The sequence below is a fragment of the Vibrio sp. 10N.222.49.C9 genome (genome assembly GCF_041474985.1).
GTDB classification, from domain to species: Bacteria; Pseudomonadota; Gammaproteobacteria; order Enterobacterales; family Vibrionaceae; genus Vibrio; species Vibrio crassostreae_C.
Map to the genome: position 1 here is coordinate 120,910 of NZ_JBFRVD010000031.1, position 15,063 is coordinate 135,972.

Sequence of the window (15,063 nt, forward strand, 5' to 3'; positions counted from 1 at the left end):
CAATTTTTCTCATATAGAAGATGCAGCCATGCCTTGGATTCAAATCAAGCTTAATGCTACCAATGAAAATGCCGAACAAATCGGCGACATGTTAATGGAAGAGACTGGTGCTCTTTCTGTAACTTTCCTGGATGCACAAGATACCCCTGTATTTGAGCCTCTGCCAGGCGAAACTCGCCTTTGGGGTGATACTGACATTCTCGCGCTTTATGACGCTGAGACTGATACTGGTGTCGTTCTAGCGCAGATTAAAGCAAGCAACATGTTCCCTGCAGACTTTGCTCATAAAGTAGAGCAAATTGAAGACAAGGATTGGGAGCGTGAATGGATGGACAACTTCCACCCAATGAAGTTTGGTGAGCGTTTATGGATCTGCCCTAGCTGGCGCGATATCCCTGAACCTGACGCTGTTAACGTAATGCTAGACCCTGGCCTTGCATTTGGTACAGGTACTCACCCGACAACGGCATTGTGTCTTGAGTGGCTTGAAGGCTTAGACCTTGCAGGCAAAACCGTGATCGACTTCGGTTGTGGCTCAGGCATCCTAGCGATCGCTGCGATCAAACTAGGCGCAGCAAAAGTTATCGGGATCGACATTGATCCTCAAGCTCTGCTTGCATCAAAAGACAACGCACAACGCAATGGCGTTGCTGAGCAACTAGAGGTGTTCTTGCCACAAGATCAACCGGAAGGTTTGCTAGCAGACGTTGTTGTTGCCAACATTCTTGCGGGTCCATTACGCGACCTTTCTGGCATCATCAAGGGCCTAGTTAAGCCAAATGGTGTACTTGCGATGTCGGGTGTTTTAGATACACAAGCAGAAGATGTTGCCACTTATTATCGTGATGAGCTTCACATTGATCCGATCATCGAACAACAAGAATGGTGTCGAATCTCAGGTCGCAAGCAAGGCTAGACAAGACTTTGGGCGCTAATTGACTGAAATTTAAACAAATTACAAAAACAAATTGTAAATGCTCAAATATTAGTCTTTTCACGCAGCGAAAAAATGCGTAAAATGCGCGCCCTTGCTGGTACAGAACTGTGATGACATTTTTGAAAATCGGAAATTATCAACTTAAGAACAATCTAATCGTCGCTCCTATGGCTGGCGTAACGGATAGACCATTCCGTGAGTTGTGTCTTCGCTACGGTGCGGGGATGGCAGTCAGTGAAATGATGTCCTCCAATCCGAAAGTTTGGAAAACGTCAAAGTCTCAGCAGCGTATGGTACATGAAGGCGAATCGGGCATTCGTTCAGTACAAATCGCTGGTGCAGATCCACAGCTTATGGCCGAGGCTGCTCAATTTAATGTCGATAACGGTGCGCAAATCATCGATATCAACATGGGTTGTCCAGCCAAAAAAGTGAATAAGAAGCTTGCGGGCTCAGCCTTACTGCAGCATCCAGAACTCATTGAAGACATTCTGAAAGCGGTGGTAAATGCTGTCGACGTTCCAGTAACGTTGAAAACGCGCACAGGCTGGGATACAGACAATAGAAACTGTGTCCAAATCGCGAAAATAGCCGAAGACTGCGGCATACAAGCTCTTGCGCTCCATGGAAGAACTCGCGCTTGTATGTACAAAGGTGAGGCAGAATACAAACACATTAAAGCAGCGAAACAAGCAGTATCTATTCCGGTTATCGCTAACGGTGATATCGATAGTCCGGAAAAAGCGAAGTTTGTGCTGGAGTACACCGGCGCTGATGCTTTAATGATAGGTCGACCTGCCCAAGGACGTCCTTGGATTTTTAACGAAATCCTACACTATTTGGAAAACGGCACCACGATGGACCCACTCCCGATTTCGGAAGTGAAAGACATCATGCTTGGTCATGTGCACGCTCTACATGAATTTTATGGAGAGTTTTTAGGCCCTCGCATCGCTCGTAAGCATGTGGGTTGGTATCTAAAAGAACATGAACAAGCGAGTGAGTTTCGCCGTACCTTCAACGCATTCGAAGCAGGTGATCTGCAGCTTGAAGCGCTAGAAGGTTTTTTTGATAACGTTGCACCATAATTACGAGAAGAGCTAGACCGAATATGTTCGAACAAAATCTGACTTCAGAAGCATTGACAGTAACTACAGTTACATCACAAGACCAAATCACGCAGAAGCCACTACGTGACTCAGTTAAAGCATCATTGAAAAATTACCTTGCTCAATTAAACGGTCAAGAAGTCAGCGAGTTATACGAATTAGTATTAGCTGAAGTTGAACAGCCACTACTAGACACTATCATGCAGTACACTCGCGGTAACCAAACTCGCGCAGCAACCATGATGGGTATTAACCGCGGTACTCTTCGCAAGAAACTTAAAAAATACGGCATGAACTAATCGTTCTTTCGTAATTTATTGAATTGAAAGCCAAGCTCATTGTTGAGTTTGGCTTTTTTTTGGCTTGTCGATCCGTGATAGTCGCTGATTACTCTCCAGTGCGACAGCAGCGACCTTTGTCGACGTTTGCTGAGTCCAAGGCTGCTAGAATCGAACAATGGCTTGCATCATCGTCTACGTGACCACAACACGCATCATTAATCTTTTTAAGTGCGGTGCGAATCTTAGTTAACTCGGTAATCTTCTCATCAATCATCTCTAGCTTTGCTGAGGTAATCGACTTCACTTCAGCGCAACTGTGCTGTGTGGCCTCGAGGCGAATCTCAAGCAATTCTTTAATCTCGTCCAAACTCAGCCCCAACGCTTTAGATTTGAGAATAAACGTCACCTGTTTCTGGTTATTTTCATCATATAGGCGATAACCCGAGTCACTGCGACTGGCTGGCGCGATCAGGTTATTCTTCTCATAAAATCGCAAGGTATCGGCTGTCACACCGCATCGCTTCGCTAATTCACCGATCTGAAACATGTTTTTTCCTACTGTTTCGTCCATTCCACAATTAACCTTATCGTTACTTTTCAGGCTGAAATGGCACTTTTCATAATTAATTTTGAGATGCCAAACGATTGCGCGAGCTTTTTTGTAATAAATTAGTTAGAATCTGCGCCATCAAATTTGGAGTTGGTTATCTTATAGCTTAATCATAAGACTAACCCAAAAGGTCTTTACCAAAACTGGCCAATATTTTATCTCTTACTGGTATCTAAGATAATCCACGCTAAGAAGATAGAAACAAGTTCTTTTTTGGCAAATATCTTTATTTTAACCCCATGAATTTGAGGAAGATGGAAGCATGAATAACGCTCGTCCAATTCGCCGCGCTCTAATCAGCGTATCAGACAAAACTGGTATCGTTGAATTTGCACAAGCTCTTGCTAACCGTGGTGTAGATATCCTATCTACCGGTGGCACTGCTCGCCTGCTTGCTGAAAAAGGCATCTCTGTTACAGAAGTATCTGACTACACTGGTTTCCCAGAAATGATGGATGGCCGTGTTAAGACTCTGCACCCAAAAGTTCATGGTGGTGTTCTAGGCCGTCGTGGCCAAGATGATGACGTGATGGAAACTCACGGTATCAACCCTATCGATATGGTTGTTGTAAACCTATACCCATTCGCAGAAACCGTTGCTAAAGAAGGTTGTACCCTTGCTGATGCTGTTGAGAACATCGACATCGGCGGCCCTACAATGGTTCGCTCTGCAGCGAAAAACCACAAAGACGTAACGATCGTTGTTAACGCACACGACTACGAGCGCGTTGTCGCTGAAATGGACGCGAACGATAAATCTCTAACACTAGAGACTCGCTTCGACCTCGCTATCGCAGCATTCGAGCACACCGCTTCTTACGACGGCATGATCGCAAACTACTTCGGCACTATGGTTCCATCTTACGGTGAGAACAAAGAAGGTGACGAACCTTCTCCTGAAAACAAGAGCAAATTCCCTCGCACGTTCAACCAACAGTTCGAGAAAAAGCAAGACATGCGCTACGGTGAGAACAGCCACCAGGCAGCCGCATTCTACGTTGAAGCAAACCCTGAAGAAGCATCAGTTTCTACAGCTCGCCAGATTCAAGGTAAAGCCCTTTCTTACAACAACATCGCTGACACCGACGCAGCACTTGAGTGTGTGAAAGAGTTCGACCAGCCAGCATGTGTGATCGTTAAGCACGCTAACCCATGTGGTGTTGCACTAGGTGAAGACATCCTAGAAGCTTACGACCGTGCATTCAAAACAGACCCAACGTCTGCATTTGGCGGCATCATCGCTTTCAACCGTGAGCTAGACGCTGCAACAGCAACGGCTATCACTGAGCGTCAATTCGTTGAAGTTATCATTGCACCATCAGTTTCTGCTGAAGCAGTAGCAATCGTAGCGGCTAAGAAAAACCTTCGCCTACTTGAGTGTGGTGAGTGGACAACGAAGACAACTGGCTTTGACGTTAAACGCGTTAACGGTGGTTTGCTAGTTCAAGACCGCGACCAAGGCATGGTGTCTGAAGATGACCTTAAAGTGGTTTCTAAGCGCCAACCTACAGCTGAAGAATTGAAAGATGCTCTATTCTGCTGGAAAGTAGCGAAATACGTTAAATCTAACGCTATCGTTTACTCGAAAGGCGACATGACAATTGGTGTTGGCGCTGGCCAAATGAGCCGCGTTTACTCTGCGAAAATCGCAGGCATCAAAGCTGCAGACGAAGGTCTACAGGTTGAAGGCTGTGTGATGGCATCAGATGCATTCTTCCCATTCCGTGACGGTATCGACGCGGCTGCAGAGGCTGGCATCAAGTGTGTTATCCAACCGGGCGGCTCTATGCGTGATGACGAAGTTATCGCAGCAGCAGACGAACACGGCATGGCGATGATCTTTACGGGCATGCGTCACTTCCGCCACTAGAAAGAAAAGATACGAGAGCGCTTCGCTACGGGAAACGAGAACGCTGCGCTCCGAGATGAGCAACACTATCATTTAGTGTTGCTCAGACATTTTTTAGTTCTACTACTATCAATTTTGATTGAAGGTTTAAAACATGAATGTATTGATTATTGGTGCTGGCGGTCGTGAGCATGCACTAGGTTGGAAAGCAGCACAAAACCCAAACGTTGAAACAGTATTCATCGCTCCAGGTAACGCAGGTACTGCACTTGAGCCAAAACTAGAGAACGTAAACATCGGCGTTGAAGACATCGCTGGTTTAGTCGCGTTTGCTCAAGATAAAAAAATCGAACTGACTATCGTGGGCCCTGAAGCACCATTGGTTATCGGTGTGGTTGATGCATTCCGCGAAGTAGGTTTGCCAATCTTCGGCCCTACTCAAGCTGCAGCACAGCTTGAAGGCTCTAAAGCATTCACTAAAGACTTCCTAGCTCGTCATGATATCCCAACAGGTTACTACTCAAACTTCACTGAGATTGAGCCAGCTATCGCTTACGTTCGCGAGCAAGGCGCTCCTATCGTAGTGAAAGCTGACGGTCTTGCGGCAGGTAAAGGCGTTATCGTTGCGATGACCCTTGAAGAAGCAGAAGACGCAATCAAAGACATGCTAGCGGGCAACGCCTTTGGCGAAGCAGGCAGCCGCGTTGTTATCGAAGAGTTCCTCGAAGGCGAAGAAGCAAGCTTCATCGTAATGGTTGACGGCTCTAGCGTGCTTCCTATGGCCACCAGCCAAGATCACAAACGTGTTGGCGACAAAGACACTGGGCCAAACACGGGCGGCATGGGTGCTTACTCTCCTGCGCCGGTTGTAACTCCAGAAATCCACAACCGTATCCTTGAGGAAGTTATCTACCCAACGGTACGTGGTATGGACGCAGAAGGCGCACCTTACACAGGTTTCCTTTACGCTGGCCTAATGATCGATGCTGACGGCACACCTAAAGTTATCGAATACAACTGCCGCTTTGGCGACCCTGAAACGCAACCTATCATGATGCGTATGGAGTCAGACCTTGTTGAACTTTGCCTAATGGCTATCGACGAGAAGCTCGACGAAGCAGAATCGAAGTGGGATCCACGCGCTTCTATCGGTGTTGTTCTTGCGGCTGGCGGTTACCCTGCTGACTACGCAAAAGGTGACGTTATTTCACTACCAACAAGCGAAGTTGAAGGCCAAAAGGTTTTCCACGCGGGTACGACAAATAATGAAGCTGGCGACGTTGTGACAAACGGCGGTCGTGTACTTTGTGCAACAGCACTGGGCAATACGGTTTCTGAGGCTCAAGAGCGCGCTTACGCGTTGACGAAGCAAGTTAGCTGGAATGGTATGTTCCACCGCAATGATATTGGTTACCGTGCGATTGCGCGCGAACAAGAGCAGTAAACAATCTTGTTGCTCGCTTACTTTCCAATAACAGTAAGCAAATGACAGCAAGTGAATAACAGAAAAAGGCGCCTCAATAGGCGCCTTTTATTATCTCATTTACACAAGAATCTGTATTTGTACAGACAAATAGGCACTTGGCCTACAGTAGGCCAAATACTCTCAATCCTTTGATTACTCGCTATTCTTTCAACAATGATGGCCTAACGACACAATCATGGCTGTCTTCAGCCAGCATCAGTAACTCTTCCACGCTCATCTTACCCAGTGAATCACTGCCAAGAAACGCCGCATAGCTTTCCACAGACGCCAATCGGTCAATCACGAAGCCTGGCAAGGTCTGGTTAAATTCAATGCGATCAAACTCACCACCAGCGCACGTTTTAAAAGAGCTGCCATTCCAGTAACCCTGAATCAGCCTAAGCCCTTCATCATGCTGCTTCGTTGTGGTCTCTAGAACCGACGTCGCTTCTTTCTGATAGTTTTCAAGCTGCTTGGCTTGGATAGGTAAGATTTTGCTATCAATACGATACTGTTGATACACAGCTTCGCCTGACTTATTGAAACGCACATGGACTCGATAGGGAACCAGCTCATTAGAAGAGTTACGCTGCTCGCCTTCACGAATGAATTCACGAAGCACGCCTTCTGACCAAGCATAATCAGTTTGGTACCAGCCGTAATCGCCGACAGTGACGTAGTCAGCTGAAGTATGAGGTTGTGTTAGCTTGTTTGTAACCCAGTAGAAACTCGTCGCGTCGCCCATGACTTGGCCGCCAGTGTGAGTTTCAAATTGCTCTAGGTTTTTGCGAGGGCTTGTTGAAGAACAGCCAATAAGAAATGTAGATAATAGTGAAACGAGAAGAAATGCTTTTTTCATAAAAACCTGTACCGAGGTGGAATACGACTACCTCGGTACAGTTTAGATTATTTCACTAAATCTTTCAGCGCTTTACCTGCAACAAATGCTGGAACATTTGCAGCAGCGATTTGGATCTCATCACCAGTTTTTGGGTTACGACCAGTGCGAGCTGCACGGTGGTTTACTTTAAAAGTACCAAAACCAATTAGCTGAACTTGATCGCCATCTTTAAGAGCATCTGTAACACCGCCAAGAGTCGCTTCTAGAGCAGCTTTAGCTTGTGCTTTAGAAAGGTCCGCTTTTTCAGCAATAAAGTCGATTAATTGAGTCTTGTTCATTTTAGGTTTCCCTTCTTTGTATTTTTGAATTCAATTCACTCTAAAACATAAATGCCCCATCTGGCAAAGGTTTGTCGTCGATCTTTAGCTCTAATGCCGTAGTTTTAGCCATAATATGAGTAATAACTCACAATTTGTTACTGATTTTATTAAGCAAGCCCTTGTTTAAAAGGGGCTGAGAGCAAAATTAATGATGACCTAGCCACTACTTTTTCACTATAATCCACGCTGAATCGCTGCTAAAGCGTACAATTTAATTTAAGGGCAAACATGCTGCTGCTATCTATTTACGTCTCCATTGCTATTGGAGTTTCTTTCATTTGTTCTGTTTTGGAAGCTGTACTTTTGAGTATTAGTCCGAGCTACATTGCTCAACTAAAACAAAATGGGCACCCTGCAGCAGAGTCTTTAGACAAACTGAAAACAGATATTGACCGCCCGCTTGCGTCAATTTTAACGCTCAACACCATCGCCCATACTATCGGTGCTGCGACAGCAGGTGCACAAGCGGCTGTCGTTTTTGGTAGCCAATGGTTAGGTGTCTTCTCTGCCGTGCTAACGCTAGGTATCTTGGTATTATCTGAGATTGTTCCAAAAACCATTGGTGCAACCTACTGGCGTCAACTTGCTCCTGCTTCGGCAAGCGTGCTTCGTTGGATGGTGTTCTTCCTAACACCGTTTGTATGGTTCTCAGAACAGATCACCAAACGTCTTGCTCGTGGCCACCAAGCACCAAAAATGCGTGATGAGTTATCTGCAATGGCGATTTTGGCAAAAGAGAGCGGTGAATTTGCAGAAGGCGAGTCAAAAATCCTGAGCAACCTACTGGGTATTCAAGATGTACCCGTGACTCAGGTAATGACGCCGCGCCCAGTGGTATTCCGTGTTGATGCGGAAATGAGTGTGAATACGTTCCTAGAACAACATAAAGACACGCCATTCTCACGTCCGCTGGTTTACAGCGAGCAGAGTGACAACATCATCGGTTTTGTTCACCGCTTAGAGCTGTTTAGATTGCAGCAAGCCGGTTGTGGTGAGAAAGCTTTGGGTGAAGTAATGCGCCCTATCCACGTGTTGCTGAACAACATGGGCTTGGCTAAGGCCTTTGACCAGATGATGGCAAACCGCCTGCAACTGTCTTTAGTTGTGGACGAATACGGCACTATTCAGGGCATCATCACCCTAGAAGACATCTTTGAGCACCTAGTGGGCGAAGAGATTGTCGACGAAGCGGATAAGACGACTGACATGCAAGAACTGGCGTTCCAACGCTGGGAGAAGTGGAAAGAGACACACGGTGTTATCGAAAACCGCGATGACGAGGACGAGGAAGAAACTCCAGCAGACAACGACTCTTCAGATGCAAAATCAACGAATGACGACGACGCATCAAAAGACAAAGTGCAGAACGAAGACAAAAAAGACGCTTAATCTCAATTTGATACCGTCAGATACCACAAAGGCTCCCTAGGGAGCCTTTGTTTTTATTCGTACCTTGGTGCAATTGCGAATTATAGCGCAACACCAATGTTACTGACTGGGTCTTCACGCAGTTCGTGGCGTAGGTCTTTGATCAGCTCTAAGTCACGCTCAGTCGTTTCACGTAGAGGTCGGAAAATGGCCCACTGAACGTCCCACTCTTCACACACCGCTTCGTTTTCTTTCTGGTTTTCGTTCGTCACTTCTTCAGCGCCTTGAGCAAACTCAAGCTCAGCAACCGTCTTCACCGATTGTTGACTCACTTTAATTACCGCTTCCAACATATGTTCACGGTCAAGCAGACCATGAATTAGCGTTGCTAGGCCTTGGCATGCGTCCATTGCTGGGTAAACACCATAAAAATCAAAATCATCACCGCTAGGGAATAGCTCTTCAACCTTCTCAAGTTGACGCTCAAAGTTCACCTTTGCTGTTTTAACCGTCAGGATTTCCCAAATGCTATCCAAAACATCACGATAGATTCGAGCTTCCGCAAATTCTGTATTCTCACAAAACATGGCATAGTTAGGGTACATACGCTCACATAGACACGCCATAAAGGTAATTTGTTGCCAAGGTTCTAACTTTTCAAGACGAACCTGCAGTGGATTCTGAAGCATAGTCACTCAATAATTGCAGAAAAAGACAGCGAAAGTGTACTTGATAAACCCTGGGGGGAAAAGGTAAGCCGATGAACAATTTTACGAATAAGCTCTATATTCTTACTGAGCATGACGATACCTATACGCAACTGATTCTAAACCAGGATTTACCCGACCTAGAAATCACTCAAAACCCCAAATCAGCACAGATTGTCTTGGCGTCACCACCTCTAATCGCAGAGCGCCTCGGCGAGTTTAAAGAGCTAGACTGGGTACAGAGTACCTATGCCGGAATCAATAAACTCACTCAGCCAGATCTGCGTCAGGACTATACGCTAACCAACGTCAAAGGCATCTTTGGTCCGGCTATCGCAGAATACGTATTGGGTTACACAATCAGTCACTGTAGACACTTCCCTCATTACCACCAGCATCAACAACAACGAAACTGGCAGCCACAGCTTTATACTAGCCTAACTGACAAAACTATGGTGATTTTAGGAACAGGTTCAATCGGCAGTCATTTGGCAAAAACCGCGGCGGCTTTTGGTATTCATACCATAGGTGTCAACCGTACCGGCATCCCATCCAAACAAGAAACCTTTAAAGAGACTTTCCACATCAATGAGATAGAGGCTGCCCTTAAGCAGGCCGATATTGTGGTCAACACCTTGCCATCAACCGCTGAAACCTATCAGCTGTTGAACCAAACCACGTTAGGTTACTGCTCTAATGTGTTGCTGTTTAATGTCGGTCGAGGGGAAAGCATCGACAATAAAGCCTTGTTGCTCGCCATAAAAAACAGATGGGTAGAACACGCATTTTTAGATGTGTTTGAAAGTGAACCCCTCTCTCAGGAACATCCTTTCTGGAAACTACCGCAAGTCACCATCACTCCACACATCGCTGCACTCAGTGAGCCAAGACAAGTAGTCGAGATCTTCGCAGAGAATTACAAACAGTGGCGAGATGGCTTTACACTTAATCATGTCATCGATTTTGATAAAGGTTACTGATGTCCTCTTCGTTACTTAAAGAGATTCGACAATGCCGAGCTTGTGAGCCTCACCTATCACACGGTGCTAACCCGGTGATTCAAGCGCATCCAAACGCGCGCTTGCTGATCATAGGTCAAGCGCCGGGTATCAAGGTGCATGAGTCGTCGACCCCTTGGAATGACGCGAGTGGCGAACGATTAAGAGGATGGTTAGGGATAGATAGCGATACTTTTTACGACGAGCAAAAAGTCGCGATTGTGCCTATGGGGTTTTGTTATCCGGGGAAAGGGAAAAGTGGTGATCTTCCACCACGCAAAGAGTGCGCGGAGCTTTGGCATAACAAAGTACTGCAATCTCTACCCAATATTCAAATGACACTGCTGATTGGCCAGTACGCACAAAACCATTACCTAACAAACAAGACCACCAGCACATTGACCGAAACCGTGCGTGATTGGCAACGGTGGGCGCCTGAGTTTTTGCCATTACCCCACCCTTCGCCACGCAATAATATCTGGCTCAAGAAGAACCCTTGGTTTGAAAGTGAAGTCATTCCTTATATCAGGAAACACATCTCTGAGCATTTGGCCTACCATGATCCAAATACCTAATTAACTGCACACAACAAGATTAAACCGCCATCAAATGCCAATTTCAGGCAATAAAAAAAGCGCTGTTGGTTTCCCAACAGCGCTTTCAATAATCTTACTCAGAATTACTTGTGGTAAGGCTTAGACAATTCGTGAACAGCGTCAACGAATACACCAGCGTTCTCTGGCGGTACATCTAAGTGGATACCGTGGCCTAGGTTAAATACATGACCTGTACCACCGTCGCCGAAGCCTTCAAGGATGCTGCCCACTTCTTCGCGAATACGTTCAGGCTGAGCGTAAAGCATTGAAGGATCCATGTTACCTTGCAGAGCAACTTTGTCGCCGATGCGAGCTTTTGCATCTGCGATGTTGATTGTCCAGTCTAGACCAACCGCATCACAACCTGTTGCTGCGATAGACTCAAGCCACATGCCACCGTTCTTAGTGAACAGAGTAACCGGTACTCGACGACCTTCGTTTTCACGGATTAGGCCATCAACGATTTTGTGCATGTATTGCAGTGAGAATAGGTTGTAGTCACGAGGAGTCAGTACACCACCCCATGTATCAAATACCATTACCGATTGAGCACCCGCTTTAATTTGCGCGTTCAAGTATTCAATAACACTGTCAGCCAGCTTGTCTAGAAGCAGGTGCAGCGTTTGTGGTTCTGCGTACATCATCTTCTTGATCTTAGTGAATGCTTTAGAGCTTCCACCTTCAACCATGTATGTCGCTAGAGTCCATGGGCTACCAGAGAAACCAATCAGTGGCACTTCGCCTTTCAGGTCTTTACGGATCTGACGAACGGCATTCATTACGTATTGAAGCTCGCCTTCTGGATCAGGTAGGCCAATCTTCTCTACGTCAGCTTTACACGTGATAGGACGCTCAAACTTAGGACCTTCACCTGTTTCAAAGTACAAACCTAAGCCCATTGCATCAGGGATAGTTAGGATGTCTGAGAACAAGATTGCCGCATCAAGCGGGAAACGACGTAAAGGTTGAAGTGTTACTTCTGATGCCAGTTCCGCGTTTTTGCACAAAGACATGAAATCGCCCGCTTCAGCGCGCGTTGCTTTGTATTCAGGAAGATAGCGGCCAGCTTGGCGCATCATCCATACCGGTGTGTAATCAACAGGCTGTTTTAAAAGTGCGCGTAAATAGCGATCGTTTTTTAATTCGGTCATTCCGTTAAATTCCAATTCAATCTTGTCTAGTTTTGATGGCAAGTATTCTAACACTGATTGAAGGGTAAAAGCTTTGTGCTTTGCAACCTAGATCAAGTTATTAACTTTTAAATCAATGCTTAATTTGCACCCAATTACGGGAGCATGTTAAAAATTTGTTCGCTAGCGAAAATTACAATTATAACATCTGAGTAGTCACTACTCAGCATCTCATAACGACATCTTACTTACCCCCTCCACTTGTGGAGGGTTTTTTTTAGCTTTTGATCACCCATAGGCCAAATACTATCACAGGCAAATTAGTGCTCTAGTATCTGCTCAGTCACACCATCTTTCATCACGTCATCAACGGTTTTCTCAATCAACTGTCTCGCAATGGTTCCAACAGGAGCAACATCAGGCAGGCTTGTTACGTCAAACCATTGAGCATCCGATAGCTCGCTGTAGTCAGGCTTGAGCGTACCACCAGCATAATCTGCGAGAAAGCCCATCATCATACTCGATGGAAACGCCCATGGCTGGCTGCCAAAATAACGAATATTATCGACGTCGATACCCGTTTCTTCTTTGACTTCTCTTGCCACACACTGCTCTAAGGTCTCTCCGACCTCTAGGAAGCCCGCTATCACGGTATACATACCTGTCTTATGTCTTGGGTGCTGCGCAAGCAATATCTTGTTGTCGTTTCGTACAGCGACAATGATGCACGGGAAGATACGAGGATAATGAAGTGTGCGGCAATCTCCACACTGCATCGCCACCTGGTTATGGTTGAGATGATTTCGACCACCACACTGAGGGCAAAAACGCATACTTTGAGTCATATGCCCATATTGGATGGCTTTGCTTGCAGTCAAGAAACTCACTTCAGGCCAGTGCAGTAACTCTCTTAGGCTGACCATGCTCAGCTCATTCTCCACATCACAATCGTTGAGCCAATACACCTTGCGACCTTGATGCTGACCAATACAGATTGCATGCTCCACACTCAGCCCAAGCTCTTCAGCAGAGCCAAACGGAAACTGATCATTATTAACCCAAATATCACTACCAGAAACGACGCACCAATAAGCTTGCTCTGTCATTTTGTTATCACTTTTTTTTAACATCCCTATGCCTCATTGCTTGCAGTTCGTTCATTTTACTGGCAATCTAATTTCATACTAGAGTTGTAGCAGAGAATATTTCAAGCTATTACTTTTAGTAGCTACCAATAAAACGGACCCTGCTTAGGCAATTACTTGATCACAAGGTTGTGATCAGATCATGAGGACATGGTCATGCTAAATAAATTCAAACAAATACAAGAACAATGGGGTGGCTCTAATGAGGTCATCGATCATTGGCTCGAAACTCGACAGTCTCTAATCGTTGAGTATTGTAAGCTAGGTGCCTTGCAGCCAGCTAGCAACGGGCAATCAAACGTTGTTGAACTCCCTTCCCCTAAAGAAATAAGCTCATTCTGTGATCATGTTGTCGATTATATCTCAGAGGGTCATTTTAAGATCTACGATATGGTCATGAAAAAATGGCAAGCAACAGGCTTTAAAACCAATGACGAGATTGATACAACTTACGCGAAGATCGTACTTACAACCGAGCCGCTTCTAGAATTCAATGATAAGTACGTTAAAGTAAATGCAGACGATGAGTTGCCTAACTTCGAAGGAGATATGTCCAAAGTAGGTGAACTACTCGAACTACGTTTTGAAGTAGAAGATAATCTTATCCAGCTTATTGCAGACAGTTTAGCGATTCCACCAGGCGCTTAGTTAGCCGAATCCTTAATAAGCTTGCCTCTGTGCAAGCTTTTTGTTTTGTCTGTAAGGTTATCCAAACTACCCAGAACCTTTCAGACAGAGCTTACTCGCTCGCCCTGACCTTTAGCCATAAGCATATGGTTACAGCCCTAATCAGCCTAGTCATCTCTACCCTTTATCTTACTGGCCTCAAAGAGCACTCTTCAGGACATAAATCCAACCTCACCAGCTAGATAGTATCCGCCCCATGAACCCACGAGGCGACTTGTCAGTGTTTGAAGTTCCAAGGCAGGAGTGCGTCGATATCAGGCTCAGCTTTCGCCAGCTCTTTCATGCACTTGACCATGTAGTCGTAGAGGATAAGACCGTTGGCTTTCGCGGTCTCGATGATGCTGTAAAGCATCGCGCTCGCATCAGCACCGTTTGGTGTGTTAGAGAACAGCCAGTTCTTCCTGCCAATGACCAGTGGTTTAATTGCGCGTTCAGCGCGATTATTATCAATAGATAAGTGACCATCGTCGATATAACGAATAAGCTTTGACCACTGCCCAAGCGTATATTTTATCGCTTTGCCTAGTGGGCTAGAGCCTATCACCTTCTGGGTTGTCATCCATTGGTAAAGCTCATCCAGTATCGGCTTGGCAAGCGCTTGACGCTCTGCTTTTCGCTCTTGGGCAGGCGCACCTTTTAAGCGTGATTCTATCCCGTAGAGTTTTTGGATTTTAGCCAGCGCCTTATCAGCCTTGCCTGATTTACCTTTCCCTTGAAGCTTCTTCGCATCCATGAACTTGCGACGAGCATGCGCTAAGCACCCTACATTGGTGACGTGATGCAGACCATCATAAGCCGCGTAGCCATCGGTTTGTAGATAACCGTTGTAGTCACCTAAAAAGTCCACGGGACACGCCCTCGCGCGACTGTTTTGATAGTCGTACAAGGCAATATTTTTCACATTCGGCAGTGCCGCTTCGGGTGAGTCAGCGCCTGAGCAGTAGAGCCACATATAACACT

16 protein-coding genes are annotated in these 15,063 nt (G+C 45.9%); 9 read left to right on the forward strand and 7 right to left on the reverse strand.

The genetic code is table 11. The features are described from left to right. Window positions 1-28: 28 nt before the first annotated feature. The 3 genes from prmA to fis all read left to right on the forward strand — a co-directional run bounded on the left by prmA (window position 29) and on the right by fis (window position 2,345). A complete protein-coding gene (prmA, locus tag AB4585_RS14600; protein ID WP_017055901.1) occupies window positions 29-916 on the forward strand; it encodes a 50S ribosomal protein L11 methyltransferase in 888 nt (295 codons plus the stop codon). A gap of 140 nt (window positions 917-1,056) precedes the next feature. After that, the gene (dusB, locus tag AB4585_RS14605) at window positions 1,057-2,025 is read left to right on the forward strand and encodes a tRNA dihydrouridine synthase DusB (protein WP_032546269.1); all 969 of its coding nucleotides are present in this window, start codon (window positions 1,057-1,059) and stop codon (window positions 2,023-2,025) included. A 23-nt stretch (window positions 2,026-2,048) separates the two neighbouring features. After that, window positions 2,049-2,345 (forward strand): DNA-binding transcriptional regulator Fis, encoded by a 297-nt coding sequence (fis, locus tag AB4585_RS14610; RefSeq protein WP_004729744.1) that lies wholly within the window; start codon window positions 2,049-2,051, stop codon window positions 2,343-2,345. Between the two features lie 88 nt (window positions 2,346-2,433). Here the strand turns inward: fis and zntR are convergent, their stop codons facing one another. Further along, window positions 2,434-2,874, reverse strand: a complete 441-nt coding sequence (gene zntR, locus AB4585_RS14615; protein ID WP_017062704.1) for a Zn(2+)-responsive transcriptional regulator — start codon at window positions 2,872-2,874, stop codon at window positions 2,434-2,436. Window positions 2,875-3,199: 325 nt separating this feature from the next. Between zntR and purH the strand changes: the two genes are divergently transcribed. Together purH and purD are read left to right on the forward strand one after the other, a co-directional pair. Then, window positions 3,200-4,807 carry a bifunctional phosphoribosylaminoimidazolecarboxamide formyltransferase/IMP cyclohydrolase gene (gene purH, locus AB4585_RS14620; RefSeq protein WP_065584281.1) on the forward strand — a complete coding sequence of 536 codons (1,608 nt, stop codon included), beginning with the start codon at window positions 3,200-3,202 and terminating at the stop codon, window positions 4,805-4,807. 133 nt (window positions 4,808-4,940) lie between these two features. Then, complete coding sequence (gene purD / locus AB4585_RS14625) at window positions 4,941-6,230, forward strand: phosphoribosylamine--glycine ligase (RefSeq protein ID WP_017062702.1); 1,290 nt, start codon at window positions 4,941-4,943, stop codon at window positions 6,228-6,230. Window positions 6,231-6,411: 181 nt separating this feature from the next. Here the strand turns inward: purD and AB4585_RS14630 are convergent, their stop codons facing one another. Both AB4585_RS14630 and hupA read right to left on the reverse strand, forming a co-directional pair. Beyond that, window positions 6,412-7,110: a DUF1481 domain-containing protein gene (locus AB4585_RS14630; RefSeq protein WP_017063655.1), complete on the reverse strand. Its 699-nt coding sequence runs from the start codon at window positions 7,108-7,110 to the stop codon at window positions 6,412-6,414. A gap of 47 nt (window positions 7,111-7,157) precedes the next feature. Beyond that, complete coding sequence (gene hupA, locus AB4585_RS14635) at window positions 7,158-7,430, reverse strand: nucleoid-associated protein HU-alpha (protein ID WP_372170113.1); 273 nt, start codon at window positions 7,428-7,430, stop codon at window positions 7,158-7,160. A 270-nt stretch (window positions 7,431-7,700) separates the two neighbouring features. Here hupA and AB4585_RS14640 point away from each other — a divergent pair, with 270 nt between their 5' ends. Continuing rightward, on the forward strand, window positions 7,701-8,861 hold the full coding sequence (locus tag AB4585_RS14640; RefSeq protein ID WP_372154417.1) for a CNNM domain-containing protein: 1,161 nt from the start codon (window positions 7,701-7,703) through the stop codon (window positions 8,859-8,861). An 80-nt stretch (window positions 8,862-8,941) separates the two neighbouring features. Here AB4585_RS14640 and AB4585_RS14645 read toward each other — a convergent pair whose 3' ends face one another. After that, window positions 8,942-9,529 carry a YjaG family protein gene (locus tag AB4585_RS14645; protein WP_017062699.1) on the reverse strand — a complete coding sequence of 196 codons (588 nt, stop codon included), beginning with the start codon at window positions 9,527-9,529 and terminating at the stop codon, window positions 8,942-8,944. Window positions 9,530-9,600: 71 nt separating this feature from the next. On the opposite strand from AB4585_RS14645, the gene AB4585_RS14650 reads away from it, so the two are divergent. Both AB4585_RS14650 and AB4585_RS14655 read left to right on the forward strand, forming a co-directional pair. Further along, window positions 9,601-10,527 carry a D-2-hydroxyacid dehydrogenase gene (locus AB4585_RS14650; RefSeq protein ID WP_017063654.1) on the forward strand — a complete coding sequence of 309 codons (927 nt, stop codon included), beginning with the start codon at window positions 9,601-9,603 and terminating at the stop codon, window positions 10,525-10,527. Then, window positions 10,527-11,120, forward strand: coding sequence for a uracil-DNA glycosylase family protein (locus AB4585_RS14655; protein WP_372111773.1), 594 nt, complete (start codon window positions 10,527-10,529; stop codon window positions 11,118-11,120). The genes AB4585_RS14650 and AB4585_RS14655 overlap by 1 nt, the downstream gene beginning before the upstream one ends. Before the next feature lie 104 nt (window positions 11,121-11,224). Here the strand turns inward: AB4585_RS14655 and hemE are convergent, their stop codons facing one another. Together hemE and nudC are read right to left on the reverse strand one after the other, a co-directional pair. Next, a complete protein-coding gene (gene hemE, locus AB4585_RS14660) occupies window positions 11,225-12,292 on the reverse strand; it encodes a uroporphyrinogen decarboxylase (protein WP_017060530.1) in 1,068 nt (355 codons plus the stop codon). Between the two features lie 299 nt (window positions 12,293-12,591). Beyond that, window positions 12,592-13,401, reverse strand: a complete 810-nt coding sequence (nudC, locus tag AB4585_RS14665) for an NAD(+) diphosphatase (protein ID WP_017060529.1) — start codon at window positions 13,399-13,401, stop codon at window positions 12,592-12,594. A gap of 165 nt (window positions 13,402-13,566) precedes the next feature. On the opposite strand from nudC, the gene AB4585_RS14670 reads away from it, so the two are divergent. Continuing rightward, complete coding sequence (locus AB4585_RS14670) at window positions 13,567-14,064, forward strand: Rsd/AlgQ family anti-sigma factor (protein WP_032546263.1); 498 nt, start codon at window positions 13,567-13,569, stop codon at window positions 14,062-14,064. A gap of 256 nt (window positions 14,065-14,320) precedes the next feature. Here the strand turns inward: AB4585_RS14670 and tnpC are convergent. Further along, the coding region (tnpC, locus tag AB4585_RS14675) for an IS66 family transposase (RefSeq protein ID WP_372051694.1) at window positions 14,321-15,063 on the reverse strand (743 nt) is incomplete at its 5' end.

What these genes read in the sequence shown, in the direction of transcription:
- prmA (WP_017055901.1), top strand. Translation starts at nt 29, where the DNA reads ATGCCTTGGATTCAAATCAAGCTTAATGCTACCAATGAAAATGCCGAA.
- fis (WP_004729744.1), top strand. Translation starts at nt 2,049, where the DNA reads ATGTTCGAACAAAATCTGACTTCAGAAGCATTGACAGTAACTACAGTT.
- zntR (WP_017062704.1), bottom strand. Translation starts at nt 2,874, where the DNA reads ATGTTTCAGATCGGTGAATTAGCGAAGCGATGCGGTGTGACAGCCGAT.
- purH (WP_065584281.1), top strand. Translation starts at nt 3,200, where the DNA reads ATGAATAACGCTCGTCCAATTCGCCGCGCTCTAATCAGCGTATCAGAC.
- purD (WP_017062702.1), top strand. Translation starts at nt 4,941, where the DNA reads ATGAATGTATTGATTATTGGTGCTGGCGGTCGTGAGCATGCACTAGGT.
- AB4585_RS14630 (WP_017063655.1), bottom strand. Translation starts at nt 7,110, where the DNA reads ATGAAAAAAGCATTTCTTCTCGTTTCACTATTATCTACATTTCTTATT.
- hupA (WP_372170113.1), bottom strand. Translation starts at nt 7,430, where the DNA reads ATGAACAAGACTCAATTAATCGACTTTATTGCTGAAAAAGCGGACCTT.
- AB4585_RS14640 (WP_372154417.1), top strand. Translation starts at nt 7,701, where the DNA reads ATGCTGCTGCTATCTATTTACGTCTCCATTGCTATTGGAGTTTCTTTC.
- AB4585_RS14645 (WP_017062699.1), bottom strand. Translation starts at nt 9,529, where the DNA reads ATGCTTCAGAATCCACTGCAGGTTCGTCTTGAAAAGTTAGAACCTTGG.
- AB4585_RS14650 (WP_017063654.1), top strand. Translation starts at nt 9,601, where the DNA reads ATGAACAATTTTACGAATAAGCTCTATATTCTTACTGAGCATGACGAT.
- AB4585_RS14655 (WP_372111773.1), top strand. Translation starts at nt 10,527, where the DNA reads ATGTCCTCTTCGTTACTTAAAGAGATTCGACAATGCCGAGCTTGTGAG.
- hemE (WP_017060530.1), bottom strand. Translation starts at nt 12,292, where the DNA reads ATGACCGAATTAAAAAACGATCGCTATTTACGCGCACTTTTAAAACAG.
- nudC (WP_017060529.1), bottom strand. Translation starts at nt 13,401, where the DNA reads ATGTTAAAAAAAAGTGATAACAAAATGACAGAGCAAGCTTATTGGTGC.
- AB4585_RS14670 (WP_032546263.1), top strand. Translation starts at nt 13,567, where the DNA reads ATGGTCATGCTAAATAAATTCAAACAAATACAAGAACAATGGGGTGGC.